General features: G+C 52.8%; 24 protein-coding genes and 2 pseudogenes. 9 read left to right on the forward strand and 17 right to left on the reverse strand.

All coding sequences use genetic code 11. From position 1 onward, the window contains the following. Positions 1–345: 345 nt before the first annotated feature. Positions 346–3,171 (forward strand): EAL domain-containing protein, encoded by a 2,826-nt coding sequence (locus MUU51_RS04725; RefSeq protein WP_258967220.1) that lies wholly within the window; start codon positions 346–348, stop codon positions 3,169–3,171. 216 nt (positions 3,172–3,387) lie between these two features. Here MUU51_RS04725 and lysM read toward each other — a convergent pair whose 3' ends face one another. The 6 genes from lysM to yobA all read right to left on the reverse strand — a co-directional run bounded on the left by lysM (position 3,388) and on the right by yobA (position 7,391). Beyond that, on the reverse strand, positions 3,388–3,834 hold the full coding sequence (gene lysM / locus MUU51_RS04730; protein WP_159776119.1) for a peptidoglycan-binding protein LysM: 447 nt from the start codon (positions 3,832–3,834) through the stop codon (positions 3,388–3,390). A gap of 274 nt (positions 3,835–4,108) precedes the next feature. Next, complete coding sequence (locus MUU51_RS04735; RefSeq protein WP_258967221.1) at positions 4,109–4,792, reverse strand: ArsR/SmtB family transcription factor; 684 nt, start codon at positions 4,790–4,792, stop codon at positions 4,109–4,111. Continuing rightward, positions 4,789–5,112: an antibiotic biosynthesis monooxygenase family protein gene (locus MUU51_RS04740; protein WP_258967222.1), complete on the reverse strand. Its 324-nt coding sequence runs from the start codon at positions 5,110–5,112 to the stop codon at positions 4,789–4,791. Before MUU51_RS04740 ends, MUU51_RS04735 begins: the two co-directional genes overlap by 4 nt. Before the next feature lie 677 nt (positions 5,113–5,789). After that, entirely contained in the window at positions 5,790–6,128 is a 339-nt protein-coding gene (locus MUU51_RS04745) for a YebY family protein (protein WP_200849731.1), read from the reverse strand. A gap of 16 nt (positions 6,129–6,144) precedes the next feature. Beyond that, entirely contained in the window at positions 6,145–7,014 is an 870-nt protein-coding gene (gene copD / locus MUU51_RS04750) for a copper homeostasis membrane protein CopD (RefSeq protein ID WP_258967223.1), read from the reverse strand. Between the two features lie 2 nt (positions 7,015–7,016). Next, entirely contained in the window at positions 7,017–7,391 is a 375-nt protein-coding gene (gene yobA, locus MUU51_RS04755) for a CopC domain-containing protein YobA (RefSeq protein WP_258967224.1), read from the reverse strand. Between the two features lie 138 nt (positions 7,392–7,529). Between yobA and MUU51_RS04760 the strand changes: the two genes are divergently transcribed. The 3 genes from MUU51_RS04760 (at position 7,530) to exoX (ending at position 9,249) form a co-directional block, all read left to right on the forward strand. Next, positions 7,530–7,760, forward strand: coding sequence for a DNA polymerase III subunit theta (locus tag MUU51_RS04760; RefSeq protein WP_110512246.1), 231 nt, complete (start codon positions 7,530–7,532; stop codon positions 7,758–7,760). Between the two features lie 108 nt (positions 7,761–7,868). Beyond that, positions 7,869–8,561 (forward strand): carbon-nitrogen hydrolase family protein, encoded by a 693-nt coding sequence (locus MUU51_RS04765; RefSeq protein ID WP_159776129.1) that lies wholly within the window; start codon positions 7,869–7,871, stop codon positions 8,559–8,561. Between the two features lie 28 nt (positions 8,562–8,589). Next, positions 8,590–9,249, forward strand: coding sequence for an exodeoxyribonuclease X (gene exoX / locus MUU51_RS04770; RefSeq protein WP_159776131.1), 660 nt, complete (start codon positions 8,590–8,592; stop codon positions 9,247–9,249). Here the strand turns inward: exoX and ptrB are convergent, their stop codons facing one another. The 3 genes from ptrB to yebF all read right to left on the reverse strand — a co-directional run bounded on the left by ptrB (position 9,250) and on the right by yebF (position 12,477). After that, entirely contained in the window at positions 9,250–11,310 is a 2,061-nt protein-coding gene (gene ptrB, locus MUU51_RS04775) for an oligopeptidase B (protein WP_258967225.1), read from the reverse strand. Positions 11,311–11,390: 80 nt separating this feature from the next. Beyond that, the gene (locus MUU51_RS04780) at positions 11,391–12,044 is read right to left on the reverse strand and encodes a tellurite resistance TerB family protein (RefSeq protein WP_159755425.1); all 654 of its coding nucleotides are present in this window, start codon (positions 12,042–12,044) and stop codon (positions 11,391–11,393) included. A gap of 85 nt (positions 12,045–12,129) precedes the next feature. Beyond that, a complete protein-coding gene (gene yebF / locus MUU51_RS04785) occupies positions 12,130–12,477 on the reverse strand; it encodes a protein YebF (RefSeq protein ID WP_258967226.1) in 348 nt (115 codons plus the stop codon). 157 nt (positions 12,478–12,634) lie between these two features. On the opposite strand from yebF, the gene purT reads away from it, so the two are divergent. Next, a complete protein-coding gene (purT, locus tag MUU51_RS04790) occupies positions 12,635–13,813 on the forward strand; it encodes a formate-dependent phosphoribosylglycinamide formyltransferase (RefSeq protein ID WP_258967227.1) in 1,179 nt (392 codons plus the stop codon). A gap of 77 nt (positions 13,814–13,890) precedes the next feature. On the opposite strand, the gene MUU51_RS04795 is transcribed toward purT, so the two are convergent. The 4 genes and pseudogenes from MUU51_RS04795 to MUU51_RS04810 form a co-directional block, all read right to left on the reverse strand. Next, positions 13,891–14,529, reverse strand: a complete 639-nt coding sequence (locus MUU51_RS04795; protein WP_110512253.1) for a bifunctional 4-hydroxy-2-oxoglutarate aldolase/2-dehydro-3-deoxy-phosphogluconate aldolase — start codon at positions 14,527–14,529, stop codon at positions 13,891–13,893. 39 nt (positions 14,530–14,568) lie between these two features. Beyond that, complete coding sequence (gene edd / locus MUU51_RS04800) at positions 14,569–16,380, reverse strand: phosphogluconate dehydratase (RefSeq protein WP_159776141.1); 1,812 nt, start codon at positions 16,378–16,380, stop codon at positions 14,569–14,571. Positions 16,381–16,615: 235 nt separating this feature from the next. Continuing rightward, positions 16,616–18,091, reverse strand: a complete 1,476-nt coding sequence (zwf, locus tag MUU51_RS04805; protein WP_258967228.1) for a glucose-6-phosphate dehydrogenase — start codon at positions 18,089–18,091, stop codon at positions 16,616–16,618. Beyond that, positions 18,082–18,195, reverse strand: a pseudogene (locus tag MUU51_RS04810) (hypothetical protein); the annotation flags it as partial. The gene zwf and the pseudogene MUU51_RS04810, both read right to left, overlap by 10 nt. Before the next feature lie 252 nt (positions 18,196–18,447). Between MUU51_RS04810 and MUU51_RS04815 the strand changes: the two are divergent. Together MUU51_RS04815 and pyk are read left to right on the forward strand one after the other, a co-directional pair. Next, complete coding sequence (locus MUU51_RS04815) at positions 18,448–19,317, forward strand: MurR/RpiR family transcriptional regulator (RefSeq protein WP_258967229.1); 870 nt, start codon at positions 18,448–18,450, stop codon at positions 19,315–19,317. Positions 19,318–19,567: 250 nt separating this feature from the next. Beyond that, positions 19,568–21,010 (forward strand): pyruvate kinase, encoded by a 1,443-nt coding sequence (pyk, locus tag MUU51_RS04820; RefSeq protein WP_258967230.1) that lies wholly within the window; start codon positions 19,568–19,570, stop codon positions 21,008–21,010. 53 nt (positions 21,011–21,063) lie between these two features. On the opposite strand, the gene lpxM is transcribed toward pyk, so the two are convergent. From lpxM to znuA, 3 genes are all read right to left on the reverse strand, one after another. Beyond that, on the reverse strand, positions 21,064–22,038 hold the full coding sequence (lpxM, locus tag MUU51_RS04825) for a lauroyl-Kdo(2)-lipid IV(A) myristoyltransferase (protein WP_258967231.1): 975 nt from the start codon (positions 22,036–22,038) through the stop codon (positions 21,064–21,066). Between the two features lie 129 nt (positions 22,039–22,167). Beyond that, a complete protein-coding gene (gene mepM / locus MUU51_RS04830; protein WP_159776151.1) occupies positions 22,168–23,487 on the reverse strand; it encodes a murein DD-endopeptidase MepM in 1,320 nt (439 codons plus the stop codon). Positions 23,488–23,502: 15 nt separating this feature from the next. After that, on the reverse strand, positions 23,503–24,447 hold the full coding sequence (gene znuA, locus MUU51_RS04835; RefSeq protein ID WP_258967232.1) for a zinc ABC transporter substrate-binding protein ZnuA: 945 nt from the start codon (positions 24,445–24,447) through the stop codon (positions 23,503–23,505). A gap of 77 nt (positions 24,448–24,524) precedes the next feature. On the opposite strand from znuA, the gene znuC reads away from it, so the two are divergent. Both znuC and znuB read left to right on the forward strand, forming a co-directional pair. After that, positions 24,525–25,277 carry a zinc ABC transporter ATP-binding protein ZnuC gene (gene znuC / locus MUU51_RS04840; protein ID WP_133460669.1) on the forward strand — a complete coding sequence of 251 codons (753 nt, stop codon included), beginning with the start codon at positions 24,525–24,527 and terminating at the stop codon, positions 25,275–25,277. Continuing rightward, positions 25,277–26,062, forward strand: a complete 786-nt coding sequence (znuB, locus tag MUU51_RS04845) for a zinc ABC transporter permease subunit ZnuB (RefSeq protein ID WP_159776159.1) — start codon at positions 25,277–25,279, stop codon at positions 26,060–26,062. Before znuC ends, znuB begins: the two co-directional genes overlap by 1 nt. Before the next feature lie 15 nt (positions 26,063–26,077). Here the strand turns inward: znuB and MUU51_RS04850 are convergent. Then, positions 26,078–26,190 (reverse strand): annotated as a pseudogene (locus MUU51_RS04850) (hypothetical protein); the annotation flags it as partial.

The following is a 26,190-nucleotide window of genomic DNA, read 5'->3' on the forward strand; positions in this document are numbered from 1 at the left end:
GAAGCGAAGGGGTTTTTTTTGCGTTTTTTAAGAGCATACATTTCAAGATACAACTAACGCCACATGTTTAATGCTGTTTAATATTTCATGTCCTGATCAAAAAAGCTCCCCCCTCCAATACCGCTCAGTCATTCGAATTTAAATTCTCACCGAGCATTAAATACGAGATGCAGTTGGAATTCGAACTCATTACGTTTTAACGCTCCAGCGCATTAATTTCGTGTTAACGGTGTATTGCGAAATGTTTATGGGTGCGTGAATTATTTGTGACAATTTATTTATGGGTAAAATTTATCGTCGCCATCCAGAAATAAACAGGATTTATTGGGGGGCGACATTACTGCAGTGTTAGCATTATCTTTTGTGAAATACCATTGGGTTTGTATCCTTCATTTGATGAAAACTATAAACGCGTTCAAAATCGAGAAAAGAGCTCTCATTTTCTCTTTGTTAGCTATCATTTTGATAGTCAATGCCGCTCTGCTATTACTTTCTTATCTTGACATGATTCGCAGCGCACGCTTCGCCATCTCTGACGTAGCTGTCGTAATCAATCAAAATATTGAGAAAAATAAAAATATCTCGACGGCACTTGGGGATCTTGTTGCTCTTTCCAGTAATGATATTGCCGGGAAATTGGGTTCCAGCGTTAATTTCAAAGAAAATGAATTAGACCCATCACTGTATCAGAAACATATAATGTTTGCCTCTGGTGAGGTGAGCGTTAACGATCGAAAAATATCTGCGATTCTCAATTCATTTTGGAATAGCCTTAGTGATGAAAACAAAACATCTTACTGGACTTATTTCTTCAGCGCGAATCTTAACTACGCATACAGTTTTGAAGCGGTAAAGAAAAACGGATATAAATTCACATCACCTCACCTGGCAATCAGTTCATATTTAGACGAAGTCTCCAGGAAAGTTAAAGCTGAAAAAGCATTTCTGGTATCAGAACGTCTTTACAGCGATGTTTATACCGATTCACTAACCGGACTTCCGGTTATTACGTTCAGCGTGCCTGTTATTTCAAACAATCTAAATTATAATAAAAGCAGCATTGAAGGAATTATCTCCACCGATTATACCTCCAAAGACCTGTCTGAGTTGTTTAATAAATACTTCATCCAAACCGGTATCACTCCCTCCTCTTATCAACTTACTCTGCAGAGCAGACGCGGTGGTCCAGATCTGGCGATAACGCCTACAAAAATAGATTATACCCCTTTCCCAATTGTGCAAATACCATTTACGGCGGGCTTTATCATCAACGCGAAGGTCGGTGTATATAATGTCCTGCACCACAGACCATGGCGATTCGTCTTTACTAATCTTATCCTGCTGATTTTTTTCGCTTCGTCAATAAATGCGTACCGCAATATCATGAACATGTTGAAACGACTCAGCTACGACTCGTTGACCCGTGCATTCTCCCGGGAAGGCGGGGAGGTCATCATCAACTCTATGTCCGCACATGAATCCTGGATAATCGTGGCGGTGGATCTGGATTTGTTCAAGGATATCAATGACACCTACGGGCATCATGTCGGTGACCTTTCTCTGGCGTATTTCTCTGATACGCTAATCAGGACGTTGCGAGCTTCTGATACGATTATTCGCATGGGGGGAGACGAGTTCCTGCTGCTGATGCCATGGTGTAACTATTCGTCAGCCAGTGCGCTAATGCAGCAGGCACAGAAAAAGCTCAAACATTTTCAATATGACAGTATTACTATCCCAATTTCGTGCTCATATGGCATCCAGGAATTTACCGGTGATTTTGCCAAGGATTGTCAAATCGCCGACGAAAAGCTATACGTCATGAAGAATCGACCGACCCGCCTACCGAGCCGTGAGAAAGTCACACCGGCTGAAAAGCTTCCGCACCCTATGCTGGAGAAGGATGTCGAAACCGGCTCTCTGACGATATCCGGGTTGCGCCATCATCCTGAATACCTGGATAACCGTAGCGTTCTGATGCTGGTCCATCTTAGTAATCACTCTTCGCTTACTAACCTGTTGGGCCAGGATTATGGCCGCTCATTAATGAAATATATGATTTCACGCATCACGGATACTTTCCCGGAAGACATCATCATTTGCCGTGAACGCATGGATAAGCTTGTGGTTATTCTCCCTCCCGTCAAAACGGTGGAGCAACTCAGCTTATGGAAGCAAAAAGCACATTCGCTCTTCAGTATTAAGGATATGCCAAATATCGGCCAACATGAATTGCGTATCGAAGGTAACGCCGGTCTGGCGGAGGAAGCTCTAACACCTGAAAACCTTGATGAAGTTTTACGCTATGCGGGCATCGCCCTGCATCATGCCCGCCGCGAGGGTAATGGCAAAGTAACCCTTTTCACTCCGGACATGCATGCCTCCGGACTGCTGCATATTCAGCTACATGAACAACTGAGCCACGCACTTGAGCGCGAAGAGTTCTATCTTGTGATGCAGCCAATTGTTGGATTGGATGGAAATACGGAATGTCGCGAAGGTGAATGTCTGGTGCGCTGGGAAAGCCCGGTGCTGGGGAATGTGCCGCCGGATCAATTTATCACAATAGCGGAAGATACAGGCCTCATAATTCCACTGGGTGAATGGATCATTAACAATGCTTGCCGCGAGCTGGCCGCCCTGATGGCTCGCGGCAACTGCGAAGATTTCAAACTGCATATTAATATCTCCCCCATCCAGCTACAAGCGAATGAGTTCGCAGAAGTAGTGGTTGAGTCACTCCGACAGCATGGATTACAGGGTTATAATCTTTGCATCGAAATTACCGAGGGTGTTTTGGTTGGCAGTGGAACCAATACTTGCCGACATCTGAATGTCTTACGTGAAATCGGCGTCACTATCTCCCTGGATGACTTTGGTTCAGGTTATTCCAGTCTTTCTTATCTGCATACGCTCCCGTTTGATCAACTTAAAATTGACCGCCAGTTTGTCAGTGGTGTAATGGAAGATAGCCGAAGCGAATCGGTGATAAATTCCGTGTTGAGTCTTTCAAAAAGCTTTGGCGTTCCCTTAGTTGCTGAGGGGATTGAAGATCAGGAAACGGGTGATAAATTACACGCCATGGGTTGTCTGCTTGCACAGGGCTATCACTATGGGCGACCGAAGCCGTTCAGCGAATGGCATATTGATAACGGTCAAATCGCTTTATAGTTAATAATGGGCTCTATTCAAATAGAGCCCATTAATCGCAGCGTTACACGGATGCACCTAAGCAGAGAACCGCTGCCTGTCAGACCACTTAACATACTGTTATCCAGAAGCTCAACGTGGGTTTTACACACAACAGGGGTGACAGCAGCTTCTTAAGAGCAACGGCTAACCATTACCTGTATTGCCAGAACGCAAGGGATAGCGGATGTGTTAAATTTATTTTGGTACCCTAAGAACCTGACCAGGATAAATTTTATCGGGGCTTTTCAACATAGGTTTATTGGCATCGAAAATTTTGTTGTACTGATTAGCATCACCATAAACTTGTTTAGAAATGCCACTCAGGGTATCGCCGGTTTTCACCGTGTAGTACTGACTTTCTGTAGCCGTATCTTTTACCGTAACGTTATCTTCCACTCCTGCAATCCCTGCCACGTTACCGACAGCAATCAGAATTTTTTCTTTTGCTTCCTGGCTTAAACCTTCGCCGGTAACAACAGCTTTACCATCTTCAACCTTCACATCAATTTTATCGGCATCCTGTAATCCATTCTTCTTGAGGTGCTCTTTAAGGAGTTCGTTTTGATCCGCGGCATGTGCCGTACCGGTGACCGCCTCGAGTATCTTTTCACCCGCTTCTTTTACGAAACTGATTAAACCCATACATCCTCCTGCTCATAATGAGATTCACCATTCAGTTTAGCAGAGGCCTGAGACAAGAGGGATGGACAGTTGGTACTGCCACATTAATCTTATCGATTTAACCTGAAGAATGATTTCCGCTTCAAGCATGAAGCGCACTTGCGTCGAATGCGCGAGGAGCGGACTAAAGCATTAACTTAGCGATTGTACTCTCAGTTCCAGGCGGGGGGCTAATACGTACGGATGCCGGAATATTTCAGAAAGAGAGACTCACTTTAGCGGTTTTTCACAAACATCATATTGTGAGATTAAAGACGTTCTTAAACGCTTTTATCCCACTTTCGGTAAAGAGAACTTCTCTGTAACCGCTCACTCTGGATATCCACTGATTTTGCTCGAATGTCGCCAGCAACACCGCGCCTGCGCTTCCGCCAAGATGATACCTCCGCTCACTCCAGTCCAGACACCCGCACGCACACTTGCGCCTGGTTTGAGGAATAAAATTGATACCAAGCCCCTGAAACTTCTTGATTCCTAAGGATGACAATACATCACGCTCAGGTAGTAACCACGCCTGCTCGACCATAAAATCATATATACCTACCGCCACTTCACCCGCCAGATGGTCATAACACGTTCTCGCCTTACGCAAATGTACCGGAGTTCTGGTATTCAACTTTGGCTCTGTTTTCATTGAAACCCCCATCAAGGTTTCAAGTAGTGCAGCAATGTCTTGTCCAGACAGCCTGTAATAACGATGACGCCCCTGAGATAAACAACTTACCAGCTTGTTTTGCAGGAGTTTTGCCAGGTGAGCACTTGCTGTTGAGGGAGCAATGTTAGCAACAGCGCTTAGCGTGACTTTGTTGGTCTGTGGTAAAAACTCCGCCACCTTCAAGCCCAATCCCGTGCTGACCAAGCGTAGAACCCAACAACGCAAGGCCGCCCGGCAAGTTGTCAAAAACGACATGAATATCATACATTCTGACCACTCCTGTTTTCTGACGAATACTCGCGCAATACATTCGCGACTCTTATTCTGTAATGGGAAAAGATTGTTTGCTGTCCCTCTTGTTGCGCCGCCTGATGTCGCATGTTTTTTTTCCATTCGAGTACTGCCTCTTCGTTTTCCCACCACGAAAGCGAGAGAACTTTTCCCTCGGTACTCAGGCTCCGAAACCGTTCGATTGAAATGAAGCCTTTTACATTATCGAGCTCGGGCCGAAGGTCATCCGCAAGTTGTAGATACCTTGCCTGATGTTTTGGAACTGTTTCTGCTTCAAAAAGGACTGCAATCATAACTATCTCCTCATTGTGAGCGACCCCACTATAGTGAGAGAAATAATTGATGCTTCGTTGGCGAACGAAATGTTGATGAATGTTACCTGACTCTTATTCCCCTGCCATAAGAGATGTACTGAGGCGGTGGTAGGCGAATCTGTAAGGTCCACTCCTGGTACAAAGAGGTTTTCTCCAGAACGGAGAAACGCCTGCGTGTAGTAAAGATTTTGCCCAACCATTGTTCGGACATAAGCCAGAAAATATGACCAAACAATGCCTGGATAAACGGCAAAACGAGGACGAGACGATCTGCATTTTTCGTGTAAAAAAAATGTTAAGACCGATTTTGATGTGATATAAAAGAAAATAGGTCGGTCGTGAAAGTGAGGGGAATTTTCACGCTGATGCTGTAAGTCGCTGATGTGGCTTACAAATAAAAAGAGACCGAATACGATTCCTGTATTCGGTCCAGGGAAATGGCTCTTGGGAGAGAGCCGTGCGCTAAAAGTTGGCATTCATGCAGGCTAAAATCGCCTTGCCCTTTAAGAATAGATGACCATGCCAGGTTTTCCAGTCCGCGACAAAAGTGGTCAGAAAAAAACCGTGAGCAAAGCGTCACAAAACGCAAAAACCGCAAGCTTTCATCAGAAAAACTTGCGGTTTTTTATTGTATGTCAATCAGTTAGCGTTCCAGCTCAGCAGAGCTTTTCAGCGCGAGCGATAAACGGTGCCAGGCTCATCTTTTGGCCTTCATGCGCCGGATCGTCGACCTGGATCACAGAAATCGGTTGGGCGTTACTCTTCCCTTCCTTCACTTCCTGCTCAGCAACTTCATTCAGCGGATATTGCATCAGCGTGCTGGGGTTTATGGCATACAGTGCATTGCCCGGACGACAGGTCAGCATGACCTCTTCACGATTGAATGCCCACTGTTCTTTACCCATCTCAAAACGACTGACGGTTATAATCTGCGGCGCCGCCAGTGCGGTTCCAGTTGTTGCCAATAACAACATTGATAAAACGAGTTTTTTCATGATCCTGCCACTTAATTCAGAACGGTTCCCAGGTTGCGAAGAGGCTTACCGCCGCCAGCACCAAAGCCCCTAAAATCATTTCCGCCTGCGTAGTGCGCACAAACAGCGTCTGTATGCGCTGTCTGTCTGTCGCCATTCGCGGCACCAGAACATACCTGTTCGCCAGGGCGATTACCACCATCAGCACCACTAACGCACATTTCACCAACAGCAGACGCCCATAGGCCGTATCCGTCACCAGTTGCCCCTGAATCAGCCATGCATTAGCCATGCCGCTCAGGATCACCCCAATTACTGCCAGATGGCCCCAGCGGGAAAAACGCATCATGGTATTGATAGCCGAGGTGCGCCAGGGGCCCCGCACCAGGCGCAGGCTGTACAGGAACGGCAGCAGGCCACCAAACCAGGCACCCGCGCACAGAAGGTGCACCGCGTGATTCATCCGCTGCAACCCGCCAACAATGCCATCGCGCATCGCCGCATGGCCTACGCCCGCCATGAGTAAAAATTGTGCAACGCACAGAATCAGCAACAGCGGTGCCAGCCGATGGGGTTTCAGACAAACAACGATTAGTGCTAACCACGTCAGCAGAATTTGCCACAGCCAGACGCTGCCAAAGCGCGTGCCCGCCACGGCGAGCCAGACATCAGGCTGCAGGACATCGCCCCAGCCGTTGCCCATTTGGCCGCCCTGTAGCATCAGCATTAACGTTGCCGTGACGGCGCTCACCAGCAACGCAACGCGCACAAACGGCAGGAAGCGTTGCATCATCAGCCGACGCAACTGAGGCGTCGCCCACCAGGCGCCATACAGCGCACAGCCGAAGGCGAGCATTACGGCAATGAAATGCAGGCCTCGCAGCCCGACATACACCGACGCCAGCACGGTTATTTCACGCTAAAGTGGTACTGGCCTTTAGTTTTGTGACCGTCCACCGACACCACGTGCCAGTCAACGGTGTAATCGCCGGGCTTAAGAGACTGTTCGACCGGGACGATAAGCTGAGTGTTGTCTTTTTCATTGAGCTTCACAGCGCCAACAGGCACCTGCGCCTGTTGTGGACCCGTCAGCGTGACACCACTGAATTTCACTTCAACCCCTTCGGAATAGTTAAGGGTCAGCGCCTGCGGAGCCGCAGTGACCTGTGCGTCAGCAGCAGGGTATTGATGTTTAAGATGGGCATGGGCGAAGGCCGCTGAAGTGGTAAAAACGCAGGTCAGGAAAATACCGGTGCGCAGCGCGCGGGAGGCAATACGGTTCATTCTCTACATTCCCTTTTGTTATATATCTGGGTGAGAGAATAACCTCGTATAATGTTTACGTCGAGATTCACCGCCGTTGGTCTTGCTATTTCTCGACACTCTTAGTACTTTCAGGCCCGATATCAGAAGGAGCCCAAGATGAACACTAATCTGGCAAAACTTCCCCAGGATGAGATGGACAAAATTAATGTCGATTTGGCCGCCGCCGGGGTTGCATTTAAAGAGCGCTACAATATGCCTATCGTGGCAGAAGTGGTGGAACGTGAGCAGCCTACGCACCTTCGCGACTGGTTCCGCGAGCGTCTGATCGCGCATCGTCTGGCTTCGGTAAACTTGTCCCGTCTACCGTACGAACCGAAACAGAAGTAAGAATTACTGACTGTTACACTTCCTTACACTACCACTGCTACAATCTTGAGAAAATTCTCATGTATGACTCAGGGACTCTGAGTCAGGAAAAGTGATAAGGAAGCCACTATGCCTGCATGGATGATTGCTGCTGCACAGTACTCGGCCCGCAACAGGAGCGTTGCGGAAAATATTGACCATCATTTGCGTTTTATTGAAGCGGCGGCAAAGCTTACCTGCCAGCTGATTGTGTTCCCGGAAATGTCGCTGACTGGACCGGATACCGATTCTCCCCTCTCCCCCATCCCCTCAGATGAACTCCTGCAACCGCTTTGCGTTGCGGCGAAACGTCACGAGATGACAATCATTGCTGGTTTACCGGTTGATATGAACGGCGACCGTCAAAAGGGCGTGGCTATTTTTGTACCCGGCGCGTCCTCACCGCTTACGATGCATCAGGGTCAGGGTACCTGCCTGACGCCACAGACGCGGCACATTAGCGTGCTGGCTCCCGAAGCCGAGGCTATCGAACTCGACCCAAATGCCGCGCTGCTGGCCACCGGAACCTGTACCTGTGAATTCCAGCAACAGCAGTCAGTGCAACAGCTTCAGCGCCTGGCCCACCGCTATGCCATCGCGGTATTAAAATCTAACTACACCCTGGGAAGCGCGCTATGGGATGAAAACGGTCAGTTGATTGTACGCGCCGACAGCGGAGACCTTTTGTTGACCGGTCGCAAATACGAAGGCGGCTGGGAAGGCGATATCATTCCGCTGCGTGAAAGCCTTTGCGCCATTGACGAAAGCCGCTATGGCGCATAACCTGCCTCTTTTCAGCCGGGAGAGCACAATGTTACGCGTTATCGATACGGAAACCTGCGATTTACAGGGAGGTGTAGTTGAAATCGCCTCAGTGGACATCGTTGACGGCAAGATAACCAACCCCATGAGCCATCTCGTGCGCCCGGACAGACCAATCAGCCCGCAGGCGATGGCCATCCATCGCATCACCGAAGAGATGGTCGCTGATAAGCCATGGATTGAGGAAGTGGTGCCGCATTATCAGGGCAGCACCTGGTACGTGGCACACAACGCCAGCTTCGACCGCCGAGTCTTGCCTGAAATGAACGGTGAGTGGATTTGCACCATGAAACTGGCCCGTCGCCTGTGGCCAGGTATCAAGTACAGTAACATGGCGCTCTACAAATCACGCAAGCTGAACGTCGCCACCCCGCCCGGCCTGCATCATCACCGGGCCCTGTATGACTGCTACATTACTGCCGCATTGCTGATTGATATCATGAACGTCTCCGGCTGGAACGCCGATCAGATGGCCGATATCACCGGGCGCCCGGCACTAATGACCACCTTCACCTTCGGTAAATACCGCGGGAAGCCAGTGTCAGAAGTCGCCGAGAAAGATCCCGGCTACCTCCGCTGGTTGTTCAACAATCTCAATTCGATGAGCCCGGAACTGCGCTTAACCCTCAAGCACTGGTTGGGCGAATAACTATCGTGGCGCCTGGCCCGGCAGCGTACCCTGGGCCAGCGCAATCAGGAATGTGAACTCCAGTGCCACACCTTCATAGCTTTTGAAGCGCCCCGATTTCCCGCCGTGCCCGGAATCCATATCGGTACACAACAGCAGCAGATTGTCGTCAGGTTTCAGCTCCCTGAGCTTCGCCACCCATTTGGCCGGTTCCCAGTATTGCACCTGAGAATCATGCAGACCGGTGGTGACCAGCAGGTGCGGATAGGTTTGTTTTACAACGTTGTCATACGGGCTGTAGCCTTTCATATAGTGATAATACTCAGGCTCCTGCGGGTTGCCCCACTCCTCAAACTCACCGGTGGTCAGCGGGATCGACTCATCGAGCATCGTCGTCACCACATCAACAAACGGCACCTGAGCAATCACCCCGTGGAACAACTCCGGGCGCTGGTTGATAACGGCGCCCATCAGCATTCCGCCTGCGCTGCCGCCCATCCCATAACACAGCGACGGATTGCCGTAACCCTGCGTCAGCAGCGCATCGCACACATCAAGATAATCGTTGAAGGTATTGTTCTTCAGCAGGAATTTTCCGTCCTCATACCACTGCTGGCCTAATTCGCCGCCGCCGCGAACATGGGCGATGGCAAACACAAATCCGCGGTCGAGCAGGCTCAGGCGACTGCTGCTGAAATCAGCGTCCATACTGGCGCCATATGAGCCGTAGCCGTACACCAGCAGCGGATTGTTCCCTTTGCGGAAATGCTCACGATGATAAACCAGCGAAACCGGCACTTCTGCGCCATCACGCGCGTTGATCCACAGATGCTCGCTGCAATAGCGGCTGGCATCGAAGCCCTTCACTTCCTGTTGTTTAAGCACCGTTCGTTCGCCGGTATCCATATTCAGCTCAAACAGCGTGTCCGGCGTCGTCATCGAGGAATAACCGTAACGCAGGCGCACGGTATCGGGCTCCGGGTTATACGCCAGCCAGGTCACATACGCCGGATCGTCAAATGCAATCCCGGTGGACTCCCGGGTTTTACGATTGATCTGTCGTAGGCTGGTCAGGCCGTGTTGGCGCTCTTCGACCACCAGCCAGTCGGTAAACAAGGTAAAACCTTCGAGCATCACTTCATCCCGCGGAGGGATAAGCGCTTCCCAACGGCTTTCATCACGCACGGGCGAGCGATAAAGACCAAAGTTTTTCCCTTCGCGATTGGAACGTAAATAGAAGTTATGCTGGAAATGATCGACGCTGTATTCGTGATCTTTGCGACGCGGCAGGAAACGCAGCGGCTGAGCATCAGGCAGTTCAGCATCCAGCAGCAGCACTTCACTGGTAGTGGCGCTGGCCAGATGAATAATCACGTAATGCTTCGAGCTGGTTTTGTGCAGGCTGACGTAAAAAGTGTCGTCCTTCTCTTCGTACACCAGCTCGTCAGTGGTAACCGGCATACCCACTGTATGCCGCCACACCTGATGCGGCAGCAGCGTCGTTGGATGTTTACGCACGTAGTACAGCGTTTGCGAATCATTGCCCCAGACGAAGCCCGGTTCGACGTTTTCCAGCGTCTCCGGATACCAGTTAGCGTTTTCCAGGCTGCGGATGCGCAGGCCGTACTGACGACGCGAAAGATAGTCTTCCGTCAGCGCCATCAGCGCGTTATCCGGCGAAATGCCTAACCCGCCGAGAGTATAGAACTCGCTGTGCGCCGCGCGCTGATTGCCGTCGAGCAGCACTTCCCAGGCGTCCCACTCTTCTTTCTGCACTGACTGACGCTGATAAATCGCGTACTCGCAGCCCGGCTCGTAAATCTGCCGGTAGCGATAGCCATTTTTGCTGTAGGGCGCAGAGACTTCACGCTGCGGAATGCGGTCGACAATCTCCTTCAGGATTTTGTCCTGTAGGTTTTGCTGCGACGCCATGACCTCGCGGCCGTAGTCGTTTTCCTGCTTCAGATAGTCGAGCACCGCAGGCTGTGTGCGGTCGTCGTCACGCAGCCAGTAGTAGTTGTCGATCCGGGTATCACCATGAAGCGTCATAGTGTGGGGAATGCGTTTTGCTTTTGGTGGCATGTCGTTGTTCTTCTGCAAGTTACCTACCCTAAGGGTGGCAAATGTGCAGAGCGATGCAAGCGAAACATGCCAACTTGAGGTTAAAGTGCCTGCTTTTGCGCCTTTAAATCGGCCTCAATGCCTTCCCGCACCTCTTGCGGAATATTCAGCGCATCGCCGAGCGCATTCAGATAGCTACGTTCCATAAAGTGATCGACATCGATAGCCGCGCAGCTCAGGAAATAAAGTTCGAGCGCTTCCTCTTCATTGCGCACGTCTTTGGCCAGCAGTTGCGGATCCAGCGGCTGGGCGATGGCTTTCTCCACCAGCTGACGCCCCTGCGCTTCCACGCCCGCTTCACGGAGCTGCGAATCAATCACCGCCCGTTCTTTATCATCAATATGCCCGTCGCTTTTCGCGGCAAACACCAGCGCCAGAATCAGGCGCTCAGTGCGCATATCCACTGGACTGGTTTGCTGCCCGTACTGCGGTTCGCCCTGATGTGCCGTACGTATTTTATCTTTGTACTTGTTCCACAACACGCTGCCCGCTACCGCCCCGCCGCCGACAAGCAGCGCACCGGTTCCGTATTTTGTTAGCAGTTTGCGCGATGATTTGCTGGACACCAGCAGCCCGGCAAGACCACCGAGCGCACCGGGAACCAGCAGTTTACTGAGCCCCTGCTCGCCGGATGGCTGAGCAGAAGACGATGATTGTCCGAGAAGAGATTGAATCTGATTTAGCCAGTTTGCCATTGTTTCCTCGTCATACTGAGATGAATGCCCTCAGCCTAAGCGAGCCGATGTCAGGAAACGTCTTGTCTGGCTAAAGATCCGAAAATTACTGCGCGCGATAGGTGGCGCTGCCCGCTGCACAATCTACCGTCACGACGTAATGCAAATCGGTATTTGAGCCACGCACCGTGAGCGGCACTTTCCATTTATCATTTTTCCCGGTCACGTCATGGGTGTTAACCCAGGCCACGGGATCGATCTGCCCCAGTGTTTTCTGGTCATCAGCCCACTGATTAATCCGGTTCTGGGTGTAGTCCTGCTTCACCATCGCGGCAATGCCGTCAGTGTCCTGGCCTTTACACTGGCTAAATGACACCGTTTTCTCACTGGCCGCTTGTGCCGTAACGCTGCTGATCAGCAGCAAAACTGCCGTCATTATTGTTCTCTTTTTCATATGTATATCTCTCGCTCCTGATAGCCCTAAAAAGCATGGTACAAATCACCGACAACGCAAGTAAGCGCCTGTTATTTATCGCGTCGTTTCTCACCCGAGACAGACGCAAACGTTTTCGTATATACTGACATCCATTTTTTTACTGTGGAATTTCGTTATGACTGTACTAGGCACAGCGCTGCGTCCGGCGGCAACCCGCGTGATGTTATTGGGCTCAGGCGAGCTGGGTAAAGAAGTGGCCATTGAATGCCAGCGTCTGGGTATCGAAGTGATTGCCGTCGATCGTTATGCCGACGCCCCGGCGATGCACGTTGCCCATCGCAGCCACGTCATAAATATGCTTGACGGCCAGGCGTTGAAGGCGCTGGTTGAGCAGGAAAAGCCTGACTTTATCGTGCCGGAAATCGAAGCCATCGCCACCGACATGCTGATTGAACTGGAACAGGCCGGTCAGCACGTGGTGCCCTGCGCCCGCGCGACAAAGCTCACCATGAACCGGGAAGGCATTCGCCGCCTGGCAGCAGAAGAACTCAAACTGCCAACCTCCCGCTACCGTTTTGCCGACAGTGAACAGAGCTTCCGCGACGCCGTCAGCGATATCGGGCTGCCCTGCATCATCAAACCGGTGATGAGCTCATCCGGCAAAGGCCAGAGCTTTATCCGTAGCGAAGAACAGCTCTCAGCCGCATGGCAATATGCCCAACAGGGTGGCCGTGCCGGGGCAGGACGAGTGATCGTCGAAGGCGTGGTGAACTTTGATTTTGAAATCACGCTGCTGACCGTCAGCGCCGTAGATGGCGTACATTTCTGCGCCCCGGTCGGTCATCGTCAGGAAGACGGCGACTACCGCGAATCATGGCAGCCGCAGCAGATGAGCCCGCTGGCGCTCGAGCGTGCCGAAGCCGTCGCCCGTGATGTGGTCCTGGCGCTCGGCGGCTATGGCCTGTTTGGCGTAGAGCTGTTTGTCTGTGGCGATGAAGTGATTTTCAGCGAAGTGTCGCCTCGCCCGCACGATACCGGCATGGTTACGCTGATTTCGCAGGACCTGTCCGAGTTCGCGCTACACGTCCGTGCGTTTCTGGGCTTACCGATCGGCGCGATCCGCCAGTACGGCCCTTCCGCTTCGGCCGTCATTCTGCCGCAGTTAACCAGCCGCAACGTCAGCTTTGGCAACGTGGAAGCCGCGGTCGGGGCAGGTGTTCAGCTGCGTCTATTTGGCAAACCGGAAATCGAAGGCTCGCGTCGCCTGGGCGTGTCGCTGGCAACGGCTGATGACGTCGAAACTGCGGTTGAGCGGGCGAAATCAGCCGCCGCCGCCGTGGTCGTTAAAGAATAAAAAAAGCGGGAGATGCATACGCATTCCCGCCTTTATCTTCATTTCGCCGGGCAAATGTCACGCCCGGTAAACAAATCTTACTTCGCGCCTTCGACAGCTTCGCGCGCAATTTTGGTGATGCGATCGTAATCACCACTTTCCAGCGCATCCGCCGGAACCAGCCATGAACCACCAATGCACAGTACGCTTTTCAGCGCCAGGTAATCGCGATAGTTCGCCGGAGAGATGCCGCCAGTCGGGCAGAAACGGATATGCGCGAATGGACCTGCAATTGCCTGCAGCGCTTTGGTGCCGCCGTTCGCTTCTGCCGGGAAGAATTTGAACTCTTTCAGACCGTAGTCCATACCCAGCATCAGTTCAGATACGGTACTGATACCTGGGATCAGTGGAATAGTGCCTTCAGTCGCAGCTTTCAGCAGCGGCTCGGTCAGGCCCGGGCTGATAGCAAACTGCGCGCCCGCTTCAGTCACTTCTTTCAGCTGCTGAACGTTGGTCACGGTACCAGCACCGACGATAGCATCTGGCACTTCTTTAGCGATGGCGCGGATAGCGTCCATGGCACACGCGGTACGCAGGGTCACTTCCAGCACGCGCACACCTCCCGCGACCAGCGCTTTCGCCATCGGTACAGCGTGTTCCAGTTTGTTAACAACGATAACCGGCACAACCGGGCCGTTGGTCAGGATTGCTTCTGCACTTGTTTTCCAGTTTTTCATCAGAGTTATTCTCTCGCCAGAATGAGTAATTTCGTCGTATTAAAAAGTGATGCAGGTTGCGCCCTGCTCTGCACCGGAAAGATTCTCGCGCAGTGCACTGAACAGTTCGCGACCACTCCCAACCCGTGATGCGCTCAGGTCAGGTAAATGCGGTTTGCGGGCGGTCAGTTCGGCTTCATCCACCAGCAGTGTCAGCTCGCCGGTTTGTCCATTCACGCGGATCATATCGCCATCATGGACTTTCGCCAGCAACCCGCCGTCGTACGCTTCAGGCGTGACGTGAATAGCGGAAGGCACTTTACCGGATGCGCCAGAAAGCCGTCCATCGGTGACTAATGCGATTTTGAAACAACGGTCCAATAATACACCTAATGGCGGCATAAGTTTATGCAATTCTGGCATGCCGTTAGCTTTTGGTCCCTGAAGACGCACAACAACCACGCAATCTTTATCCAACAGACCCGCTTCAAAGGCCGGCAGCACGTCATGCTGGCTCTCAAATACTACCGCTGGCGCTTCGATAATTTGGTTTTCAAGCGGCACAGCGGAAGTCTTCATCACCGCGCGACCGAGGTTGCCACTCAGCACTTTCGTGCCGCCGTGATGGGAGAACGGTTTGTCGATAGTGGCAATGACAGCCTCATCCAGCGATGCCTGCGCGCCCTCGCGCCAGTCCAGCTCGCCGTTATTCAGCCACGGCTCCATGGTGTAACGAGACAGGCCGTGACCGGCCACGGTTTCTACGTCTTCGTGGAGCAGACCGCCTTTCAGCAGTTCGCGCACCAGCACCGGTACACCGCCCGCCGCCTGGAAGTGGTTGATATCCGCCGGGCCGTTCGGGTACAGGCGCGCCATCAGCGGCACCACGTCAGAAATGTCAGAGAAGTCATCCCAGTTGATGATAATACCCGCCGCACGCGCCATCGCCACCAGATGCATCGTGTGGTTGGTAGAACCACCGGTCGCCAGTAGCGCCACGATCCCGTTCACCACGGCTTTCTCGTCAATCATTTTACCGAGCGGCATCCATTCATTACCGTTGCCGGTCATGCGGGTCACCTGGCGAGCGGCGGCGGCGGTCAGCGCTTCACGCATCGGCGCATCAGGATGTACGAACGAGGAGCCCGGCAGCTGCATGCCCATAAATTCGATAACCATCTGGTTGGTGTTGGCTGTGCCGTAAAACGTGCAGGTGCCCGGCGCGTGATATGACGCGGCTTCCGATTCCAGCAGCGCCATGCGGTCGACTTTGCCTTCGGCAAACAGCTGGCGAATGCGCACTTTTTCTTTGTTCGGCAGGCCGCTGGACATCGGACCTGATGGGATGAAGATCGACGGCAGATGACCAAATGACAGCGCCGCCATGGCCAGGCCCGGGACGATTTTGTCGCACACGCCGAGATACAGCGCGCCGTCGAACATATTGTGAGACAGCCCAACGGCCGCTGACATGGCGATCACTTCGCGGCTCAACAGCGACAGCTCCATTCCGTCCTGACCCTGCGTGACGCCATCGCACATTGCAGGCACACCACCGGCGACCTGAGCTACCGCATTCACGCCATGCAGCGCTTTACGGATAACGTCCGGGTAGTGTTCGTACGGCTGGTGTGCGGAAAGCATATCGTTATAAGAGGTAATGATGGCGATATTATTACGCAGCATACTTTTTAGCGACGCTTTGTCATCCGGTTGGCAAGCCGCGAAGCCGTGCGCCAGGTTACCGCAGGCCAGGCGTGAGCGCTGAACAGTATCGGATTTGGCCTGATTGATGCGGGCGAGGTAGGCACGGCGGGTTTCTTTAGAGCGCTCAACAATGCGATTTGTTACGCGTAACAGTGCGGGATTCATAAAAGCTCCTCAAACTCTGAGTGTCTGGGCTTAAGCATTAACACGAAATTCAGGAGTCATTAACAATGCTGAAACGCGCGTCTGCTGTAGCTCAGGGGCGAATTTATCTCCCACAATTGTAATGAAAAAAGCCCCGGGGGTGAACCTCCCGGGGCTTAAAAGCGCAAATTTCGCACGAGATGCTGTGTCAGATCATGTTACCGGTAAAATACTCTGATCGGAGTACCTTGAACGCTTACTCGAATTCGTTCCATGAACGCCCATCACGGGTGATCATCGCCACGGAAGCGACCGGCCCCCAGGTACCAGCCTGATACGGTTTTGGCGCATCCTGATCGGCGGCCCAGGCTTCGGTGATTGAGTCCACCCACTTCCAGGCTTCTTCCACTTCATCACGACGCACAAACAGCGCCTGGATACCGCGCATGGTTTCCAGCAGCAGACGCTCATACGCATCGGCCAGATGAGTTTCGTTGAAGGTTTCGGAATAGCTCAGATCAAGCTTGGTCGTTTGCAGGTTATGCTTGTGATCCAGACCCGGCACTTTGTTGAGGATCTGAATATCCACGCCTTCGTCCGGCTGCAGACGAATGGTCAGCTTGTTCTGCGGCAGCTCCTGCCAGGACTCTTTGAACAGGTTCAGTTCAGGCGTTTTGAAGTACACAACCACTTCGGAGCATTTGGCCGGCAAACGCTTACCGGTACGCAGGTAGAATGGCACGCCAGCCCAGCGCCAGTCATCGATATCAACGCGGATAGCCACGAAGGTTTCGGTGTTGCTGCTCTTGTTTGCCCCCTCTTCTTCGAGGTAGCCAGGCACTTTTTTGCCCTGCGCGAAACCGGAGGTGTACTGGCCGCGAACGGTTTTATCACGCACGTTGGAACGATCGATACGTCGCAGCGATTTCAGCACTTTCACTTTGGCATCGCGAATGCTGTCGGCGCTCAGGTCAGACGGCGGTGACATCGCAATCATGCACAGAATTTGCAGCAGGTGGTTCTGGATCATGTCGCGCATCTGCCCGGCCTGATCGAAGTAACCCCAACGCCCTTCAATGCCCACCTCTTCCGCCACGGTAATTTCCACGTGATCGATAGTGCGGGAATCCCAGTTATTGATGAACAGGGAGTTGGCAAACCGCAGCGCCAGCAGGTTGAGCACGGTCTCTTTACCGAGATAGTGGTCAATGCGGTAGACCTGGCACTCTTCGAAATATTCGCCGACCTGGTCGTTGATTTCGCGGGATGTCGCCAGGGACGTACCCAGCGGTTTTTCCATCACTACGCGTGCCGGTTTGGCGTTCAGTTTCGCTTCGCCCAGACCTTTGCAGATAGCGCCAAACGTGCTCGGTGGCATCGCAAAATAGTTGATGGTGGTGCGTTCTTTTTGATCGAGCATTTTGCCGAGGCGGGTGAAGGATTTGGTGTCGTTGACATCCAGATTGCAGAAGTCCAGGCGCCCACTCAGGGAGTCCCACAGACTTTCATCAATCTTCTCCTTCATGAAGGTTTCCAGCGCCTCGCGCACCACTTTGGTGTATGCATCTTTGTCCCAGTCGGCACGTCCTACCCCAAGGATACGCGTGTCTGGATGGATCTGGCCGGCTTTCTCCAGTTGATACAGGGAAGGCAGCAATTTACGACGCGCCAGGTCACCCTTCGCGCCGAAAATGACCAGATCACATGCCTGGGCCGTTTGCGTTACCGCCATGTCATTCTCCTCAGTTGGATTGCCTGGTGCTTCTGCCAGGCGCTATTTGTAATTTTCTTACGCTGCACTGTACTGTGTTTACGTTAATGCCGAAACCCCTTACCCCCACCGACGCCAGATAAACGCATTTCTGGAATAAAAACCCCGGCTGGAGCGGGCCAACAGCTTATTTTTGCTCGTCATTTCGCCAAAATCCTGTCGGCAAAAGTCGACTGTGATCATGTAATGAAAAAAAACAACGTAAATTGCCGTCTTTACTTCTGCATTGCAGGATCCACAGGGGTATATTCTCACTAAATTGCCCGGCGATTTCACCCATTAATGGAATCGCTTTCACCGATGAGCGCCTGTTAACCATGAACATGCTGGAAAAAATCCAGTCCCATCTGGAAAACCTTAGCAAATCCGAGCGTAAAGTGGCGGAAGTGATCCTCGCCTCCCCTTCTCAGACTATCCACTCCAGCATCGCGACGCTGGCGTTACAGGCTTCGGTCAGTGAGCCGACCGTTAACCGTTTTTGTCGTAGTATGGACACCCGAGGCTTTCCTGATTTTAAGCTGCATCTGGCACAAAGTCTCGCAAACGGCACTCCTTACGTAAACCGCAACGTCGATGAAGACGACAGCGTGGAAGCGTACACCGGCAAAATTTTTGAATCGGCGATGGCAAGCCTTGACCACGTGCGTCAGTCGCTGGATATGTCCGCCGTCAATCGCGCGGTGGATCTGCTGACGCAGGCGAAAAAAATCGCCTTCTTCGGATTAGGTTCTTCCGCCGCCGTGGCGCATGATGCGATGAATAAATTTTTCCGCTTCAACGTGCCGGTGGTGTATTCCGATGACATCGTACTGCAACGAATGAGCGGTATGAACTGCAGCGATGGTGACGTTATGGTGCTCATCTCACACACCGGGCGCACCAAGAGTCTGGTCGAACTGGCGCAACTGGCGCGTGAAAACGACGCCATGGTGATTGCGCTCACTACCGCGGGAACGCCGCTGGCGCGAGAGGCATCTTTAGCCATCACGCTTGACGTGCCCGAAGATACTGACATTTATATGCCGATGGTTTCCCGGCTGGCCCAGCTCACAGTGATTGACGTCCTCGCGACCGGGTTTACCCTGCGCCGTGGGGCAAAATTCCGGGATAACTTGAAGCGGGTCAAGGAAGCGTTGAAGGAATCGCGCTTTGATAAGGAACTGCAGGTTAGCAGTGATAATCATTAAAAGTTTATAACAAGCTTGTAACCTATTTGTACATTCGGTTAAGTTCCAGCATTAGACTATACCCAAGCTCATTCATGTTGCAGGAAGGCAGCAAACGAGAGAATCCCGATGAGCTTACTCAAGTAAGTGATTCGGGTGAACGAGAGCAGCCAACACACCTGCAACTTGAAGGACGACGGGTATATGCACAGGTGAACGTCCGAATTCCTCTTCACGCAACACCAAAATTGATTCAGCAATGGAGTATTACATGTCCAGAAGGCTTCGCAGAACCAAAATCGTGACCACGTTAGGCCCGGCTACTGACCGCGATAATAACCTCGAGAAGGTGATAGCGGCTGGCGCTAACGTTGTTCGCATGAATTTCTCCCATGGCAGCGCCGAAGACCATAAACTTCGTGCCGATAAAGTGCGCGAAATCGCCGCCAGACTGGGACGCCACGTCGGGATCCTCGGCGATCTGCAGGGTCCAAAAATCCGTGTTTCCACCTTTAAGGAAGGCAAAGTCTTCCTCAATATCGGTGATAAATTCCTGCTGGACGCCAACCTCGGTAAAGGCGAAGGCGACAAAGAAAAAGTCGGTATCGACTATAAAGGTCTGCCTGCTGACGTCGTGCCAGGCGACATCCTGCTGCTCGACGATGGTCGCGTACAGCTGAAAGTGCTGGATGTGAAAGACATGCAGGTGTTCACCGAAGTGACCGTTGGCGGCCCGCTGTCCAACAATAAAGGCATTAACAAACTCGGCGGCGGCCTCTCTGCCGAAGCGCTGACTGAAAAAGACAAAGCTGATATCCAGACTGCCGCCCTGATTGGCGTCGATTATCTGGCCGTCTCCTTCCCACGCTGCGGCGAAGACCTGAACTATGCTCGCCGTCTGGCGCGTGATGCAGGCTGCGATGCCAAAATCGTCGCAAAAGTAGAGCGTGCCGAAGCCGTGTGCAGCCAGGATGCGATGGACGACATCATTCTCGCCTCTGACGTGGTGATGGTTGCCCGTGGCGACCTCGGTGTAGAAATCGGTGACCCGGAACTGGTCGGCATTCAAAAAGCCCTGATCCGTCGCGCACGTCAGCTGAACCGCTCGGTTATTACCGCGACTCAGATGATGGAATCGATGATAACCAACCCAATGCCAACCCGTGCCGAAGTCATGGACGTGGCGAACGCCGTGCTGGATGGTACCGATGCAGTGATGCTGTCTGCGGAAACCGCAGCCGGTCAGTATCCGTCTGAAACCGTCGCCGCGATGGCACGCGTGTGCCTGGGCGCAGAAAAAATCCCAAGCATCAACGTTTCCAAACACCGTCTGGACGTGCAGTTTGATAACGTGGAAGAAGCGATCGCGATGTCAGCGATGTATGCGGCAAACCACCTGAAAGGCGTGTCGGCGATTATCACCATGACCGAATCCGGCCGTACCGCGCTGATGACCTCACGTATCAGCTCCGGCCTGCCAATTTTCGCGCTGTCCCGTCACGAACGCACCCTGAACCTGACGTCCCTGTACCGTGGCGTGACCCCGGTTCATTTTGACAGCGCGACCGACGGCGTGGCCGCGGCGAGTGATGCGGTAAACCTGCTGCGTGACAAAGGCTATCTGGTCTCAGGCGATCTGGTTATCGTCACCCAGGGCGATGTGATGAGTACCGTGGGCACCACCAACACCACCCGCATTCTGACCGTCGAATAACCCCGTCTGGAGTTAATAAAAGGTTCATCACGCTTAACCGCGATGAACCTTTTTTATTTCTTCTTCGGGAACAACTCGTTGCGCTTATACGGCTCAATATCACCGGGCTTGCGGGTTTTGAGCAGTTTAAGGATCCAGGTGTACTGCTCGGTATGTGGGGTAACGAAGATTTCCACCTCTTCGTTCATCCGGCGTGCAATCGTCGTATCATCGGCAGTCAAAATATCGTCCATCGGTGGACGAATTTCTACCGTCAGACGATGCGTTTTACCGTCGTATACCGGGAACAGCGGCACCACTCGGGCACGGCAGACCTTCATCAGGCGGCCAATCGCTGGCAGTGTCGCTTTATAGGTCGCAAAGAAATCGACGAATTCGCTGTGCTCAGCGCCATGATCCTGATCGGGGAGATAATAACCCCAGTAGCCCTGACGGACCGACTGAATAAACGGCTTAATGCCATCGTTGCGCGCATGCATCCGCCCGCCAAAACGACGACGAACGGTGTTCCAGATGTAGTCGAAGACCGGATTACCCTGGTTGTGGAACATGGCGGCCATCTTCTGCCCTTTCGAGGCCATTAGCATCGCCGGAATATCCACGCCCCAGCCGTGTGGCACGAGGAAAATCACCTTTTCGTTATTGCGTTGAAGCTCTTCAATAATTTCGATGCCGTGCCAGTCGACACGTTTCAGGATTTTCTTCGGGTCACGCAGACCCAGCTCCGCCATCATGACCATCGCCTGCGGGGCTGTGGCATACATTTCATCAATGATAGCCTCACGCTCGGCGTCCGTTTTTTCCGGGAAGCAGTAAAGCAGATTAATTTGCGCGCGGCGGCGGGAGCTTTTTGCCAGTCGCCCGACTTTTTTGCCCAACGCGCCGAGGACAGGATCGCGGAAAGACGCAGGGGTCAGCGCAATACCCGCGAAAGCCAGAACGCCCAGCCAGGAACCCCAATAGCGCGGATGTAAAAAGGATTTTTCGAACTGAGGAATAAACTCAATGTTATTTTTTTTCGTTTCCATGCCTGTTCCAGAGTCGTACCGGAAAAAGAGAAAGATGCTGATAGTTTAGCGACGTGCCCCGCTTCATACAAAAGAAAAAGCCGACGCCCGTTCAGGCATCGGCTTTTAAGGTCATTTAACCGTCAATGGCTAGTCGATTTGCAGCTGCGGAGCAACCTCTTTGACCTGCGCCAGGTAATCACGACGATCAGAACCGCTCAGCCCTTCGGTACGTGGCAGTTTCGCCGTTAACGGGTTAACCGCCTGCTGGTTAATCCACACTTCGTAATGCAGGTGCGGGCCAGTAGAGCGTCCGGTATTGCCGGAAAGCGCGATACGGTCACCACGTTTTACCTTCTGACCCGGTTTCACCAGCAGCTTACGCAAGTGCATGTAGCGAGTGGTGTAGGTGCGACCATGACGCAACGCGACGTAATAACCTGCCGCACCGCTGCGCTTTGCCACCACCACTTCACCGTCACCGACAGCCAGCACCGGCGTGCCCTGCGGCATCGCGAAATCGACGCCTCTATGCGGAGCAACACGCCCCGTTACCGGGTTCAGGCGACGCGGATTGAAGTTTGAGGAGATGCGGAACTGACGCGAGGTTGGGAATCGCAGGAAACCTTTCGCCAGCCCGGTACCGTTCTTGTCATAGAACTTGCCGTCTTCGGCGCGAATGGCGTAGTAGTCTTTGCCATCAGAACGCAGACGCACGCCCAGCAGTTGACTCTGCTCACGCTTGCCGTCCAGCATTTCGCGGGACATCAGTACTGAGAATTCATCGCCTTTTTTGAGCTTACGGAAGTCCATTTGCCACTGCATTGCCTTGATAACCGCGCCAACTTCACTGCTGGTTAATCCGGCATTACGCGCGCTGGTCACGAAGCTGCCGCCAACGGTGCCTTTCAGCACACTGTTGACCCAGTCGCCCTGCTGCGTTTCGCTGCTCATTTTGAAACCGTTCGCTGCTTTATCGTAGGTACGGGTTTCGCGACGTGACATTTCCCAGGTCAGACGCTGCAAATCGCCGTCGGCGGTAAGTGTCCAGGAAAGCTGTTGACCGATTTTCAGGTTACGCAGGTCTTTATCTGCGGAGGCCAGCTGGCTGATATCACCCATATCAATACCATACTGGTTGAGAATGCTGCTGAGCGTATCGCCCGTTGACACCACGTATTCGTGTACACCGGCTTCGTTATCCACTTTGTCGTCCAGCTCATCCTGCGGGATGGCTTCATCTTCCTGCGCCGCCTGATCGATAGGCTCGCTGGCTTCAGGCAGAAGGGAACGGATTTCGCTCTTTTCGAGCTCAATGGTCCTGACAATAGGGGCTGAATCGGGATGGTACACGTACGGTCGCCATACGGCGACCGCTAAGGTGAGAACGGTCAACGACCCCAGCATAACGCGGTGGGGTCGCGGCAAATTATTAAATGCCAGGGCGACAGAGCGGGTTATCTGTTGCACGTATTCACTTCCTCGTTATTCTCCTTTCAGGCAGCTCGAATACTGGTTCGCCAGTTGGGTCAGGAAAGCGGGGTAACTCGCTTTGCCCAACTGGATATTGGTGCCAAGCGGATCCAGCGTTCCCATTCGAACGGAGGTTCCGCGGGCTACCGCTTCCACCACTGCCGGCCTGAATTGTGGCTCAGCAAAAACGCAGGTCGCTTTTTGCTCAACCAACTGTGTTCTTATTTCGTGTAAACGCTGCGCACCGGGTTGGATCTCAGGATTGACGGTAAAATGCCCCAGTGAGGTCATTCCGTAATGTTTTTCGTAGTAGCCGTAGGCGTCATGAAAAACGAAATATCCTTTCCCTTTCAACGGTGCCAGCTCGTTACCCACCTGCTTATCGGTCGTGGCTAAATTCGCCTCGAAATCCTTCAGGTTGGCGTCAAGTTTGGCTCGACTTTGCGGCATAAGTTCCACTAATTTATCGTGGATTGCAACCGCTGACAGGCGCGCTATCTCTGGCGAGAGCCACAAATGCATGTTGTATTCACCATGATGGTGATCTTCATCACCTTTTTCTGCTGCGCCGTGATTATGGCCGTGATCGTCATCATCATCGTCAGCCCCTTTCATAAGCAGTGGTTTCACACCGGGCAGCGTTGAAATGGTGACCTTTTTCGCCTCAGGAAACGCAGTCGCTGTCTTGTCCATAAATGCTTCCATCTCAGGACCAATCCACACCACTAAGTCGGCGTTTTGTAAGCGTTTTGCGTCACTTGGGCGTAAAGAATAATCATGCTCGGAGGCCCCGTCAGGCAGTAAAACCTCTGTCGGTGTTACGCCGTCGGCGATGGCTGAAGCGATGAATCCAAGGGGTTTCAGCGAGGCAACCACGGCGGCACTCGCCTGCGTAGCGGCAGTGCCCCAAAGTACGGTGGATAATGCTGCGAAAAGAAGCGTCTTTTTATGTAACATAATGCGTCTTATCATCGTAATGAATAAAAGAAGTGTGATATTATAACATTCACTGACTTGTGCAACCTCAAATTGTGATGACGAATCTCGTAACGCTCGAAAATGTTTCGGTCTCCTTCGGCCAGCGCCGTGTCCTGTCTGATATTTCGCTGACGCTGAAGCCTGGCAAAATTCTTACGCTTCTTGGGCCAAATGGCGCAGGAAAGTCGACGCTCGTCCGTGTGGTTCTTGGGCTGGTAGCACCGGATTCCGGTGTCATCAAGCGAGAGGGCAAACTGCAGATTGGCTATGTCCCGCAGAAAATACACCTCGATTCCACCCTGCCCTTAACCGTCAGCCGCTTTTTACGGCTGCGCCCTGGCACTCGCAAAGACGATATTCTCCCGGCGCTGAAACGCGTGCAGGCGGGGCATTTGATGGATGCGCCGATGCAAAAGCTGTCCGGTGGTGAAACGCAGCGCGTGCTGCTGGCCCGTGCGCTGTTGAACAAACCGCAGTTGCTGGTGCTCGACGAGCCAACTCAGGGCGTGGATGTTAACGGTCAGGTCGCGCTGTACGACCTTATCGACCAGTTGCGCAGTGAGCTGAATTGCGCAGTGTTGATGGTATCCCACGACCTGCATCTGGTGATGGCCAAAACCGACGAGGTGCTGTGCCTCAATCACCATATTTGCTGCTCAGGCACGCCGGAAGTGGTGTCGATGCACCCGGAATTTATCTCGATGTTTGGCCCACGCGGCGCGCAACAGCTGGGGATTTATCGTCACCAGCATAATCATCGCCACGATTTACAGGGACGTATTGTTCTGCGTAGAGGGAACGACCGCTAATGATTGAATTACTGTTTCCCGGCTGGCTGGCTGGTGTGATGCTGGCCTGCGCTGCCGGGCCGCTGGGCTCGTTTGTGGTCTGGCGTCGGATGTCCTATTTCGGTGATACCCTCGCCCATGCTTCACTGCTTGGCGTGGCGTTTGGCCTGCTGCTGGATGTGAATCCGTTTTACGCGGTGATCGCCGTGACGCTGATGCTGGCAGGCGGTCTGGTGTGGCTGGAGCGCCGCCCGCACCTCGCCATCGATACGCTGCTCGGGATTATGGCCCACAGTGCGCTGTCGCTGGGTTTGGTGGTGGTCAGCCTGATGTCCAATGTTCGTGTGGATTTGATGGCCTATCTGTTCGGTGATTTGCTGGCCGTGACGCCTGAAGATTTGATTTCGATTGGTCTGGGTGTTGCCGTGGTGGTGGCGATTCTGCTGTGGCAGTGGCGCAATCTGCTGTCGATGACCATCAGCCCGGACCTGGCCTTCGTTGACGGCGTGAAGCTGCAACGCGTCAAACTGCTGCTGATGCTGGTCACCGCGTTGACTATTGGCGTGGCGATGAAATTTGTCGGGGCGTTGATCATCACGTCGCTGTTAATTATCCCTGCCGCCACCGCCCGCCGCTTTGCCCGCACGCCGGAGCAAATGGCCGGTATCGCCGTTGGCATCGGCATGATTGCCGTCACCGGCGGCCTGACGTTCTCCGCCTTCTACGACACACCCGCAGGCCCGTCAGTGGTGCTCTGCGCCGCGGTGTTGTTTATCTTCAGCATGATGAAAAAAAACGCCCAATAGGGTAATGCCAGTCAGTTAAGCAACTGACTGGCTTTTTTGTTCCAGGCCTTACCATATTTACGTGGCCTTTCTTTCACCACTCTCGGGAAGGCTCTTTCTCTTCTTATCGGTAGCTTTACCATCTGCGC

The organism is Scandinavium manionii, assembly GCF_024764775.1.
GTDB lineage: Bacteria > Pseudomonadota > Gammaproteobacteria > Enterobacterales > Enterobacteriaceae > Scandinavium > Scandinavium manionii.

Bases quoted from the DNA above. Each gene is read 5' to 3' on its own strand.
- MUU51_RS04745 (WP_200849731.1), bottom strand. From the start codon at position 6,128: ATGAAAAAACTCGTTTTATCAATGTTGTTATTGGCAACAACTGGAACC.
- lysM (WP_159776119.1), bottom strand. From the start codon at position 3,834: ATGGGTTTAATCAGTTTCGTAAAAGAAGCGGGTGAAAAGATACTCGAG.
- MUU51_RS04765 (WP_159776129.1), top strand. From the start codon at position 7,869: ATGCCTGCATGGATGATTGCTGCTGCACAGTACTCGGCCCGCAACAGG.
- MUU51_RS04815 (WP_258967229.1), top strand. From the start codon at position 18,448: ATGAACATGCTGGAAAAAATCCAGTCCCATCTGGAAAACCTTAGCAAA.
- yobA (WP_258967224.1), bottom strand. From the start codon at position 7,391: ATGAACCGTATTGCCTCCCGCGCGCTGCGCACCGGTATTTTCCTGACC.
- exoX (WP_159776131.1), top strand. From the start codon at position 8,590: ATGTTACGCGTTATCGATACGGAAACCTGCGATTTACAGGGAGGTGTA.
- znuA (WP_258967232.1), bottom strand. From the start codon at position 24,447: ATGTTACATAAAAAGACGCTTCTTTTCGCAGCATTATCCACCGTACTT.
- znuB (WP_159776159.1), top strand. From the start codon at position 25,277: ATGATTGAATTACTGTTTCCCGGCTGGCTGGCTGGTGTGATGCTGGCC.
- MUU51_RS04740 (WP_258967222.1), bottom strand. From the start codon at position 5,112: ATGATTGCAGTCCTTTTTGAAGCAGAAACAGTTCCAAAACATCAGGCA.
- zwf (WP_258967228.1), bottom strand. From the start codon at position 18,091: ATGGCGGTAACGCAAACGGCCCAGGCATGTGATCTGGTCATTTTCGGC.
- ptrB (WP_258967225.1), bottom strand. From the start codon at position 11,310: ATGCCACCAAAAGCAAAACGCATTCCCCACACTATGACGCTTCATGGT.
- MUU51_RS04735 (WP_258967221.1), bottom strand. From the start codon at position 4,792: ATGATATTCATGTCGTTTTTGACAACTTGCCGGGCGGCCTTGCGTTGT.
- edd (WP_159776141.1), bottom strand. From the start codon at position 16,380: ATGAATCCCGCACTGTTACGCGTAACAAATCGCATTGTTGAGCGCTCT.
- purT (WP_258967227.1), top strand. From the start codon at position 12,635: ATGACTGTACTAGGCACAGCGCTGCGTCCGGCGGCAACCCGCGTGATG.
- lpxM (WP_258967231.1), bottom strand. From the start codon at position 22,038: ATGGAAACGAAAAAAAATAACATTGAGTTTATTCCTCAGTTCGAAAAA.
- pyk (WP_258967230.1), top strand. From the start codon at position 19,568: ATGTCCAGAAGGCTTCGCAGAACCAAAATCGTGACCACGTTAGGCCCG.
- MUU51_RS04780 (WP_159755425.1), bottom strand. From the start codon at position 12,044: ATGGCAAACTGGCTAAATCAGATTCAATCTCTTCTCGGACAATCATCG.
- MUU51_RS04760 (WP_110512246.1), top strand. From the start codon at position 7,530: ATGAACACTAATCTGGCAAAACTTCCCCAGGATGAGATGGACAAAATT.
- yebF (WP_258967226.1), bottom strand. From the start codon at position 12,477: ATGAAAAAGAGAACAATAATGACGGCAGTTTTGCTGCTGATCAGCAGC.
- znuC (WP_133460669.1), top strand. From the start codon at position 24,525: ATGACGAATCTCGTAACGCTCGAAAATGTTTCGGTCTCCTTCGGCCAG.
- MUU51_RS04795 (WP_110512253.1), bottom strand. From the start codon at position 14,529: ATGAAAAACTGGAAAACAAGTGCAGAAGCAATCCTGACCAACGGCCCG.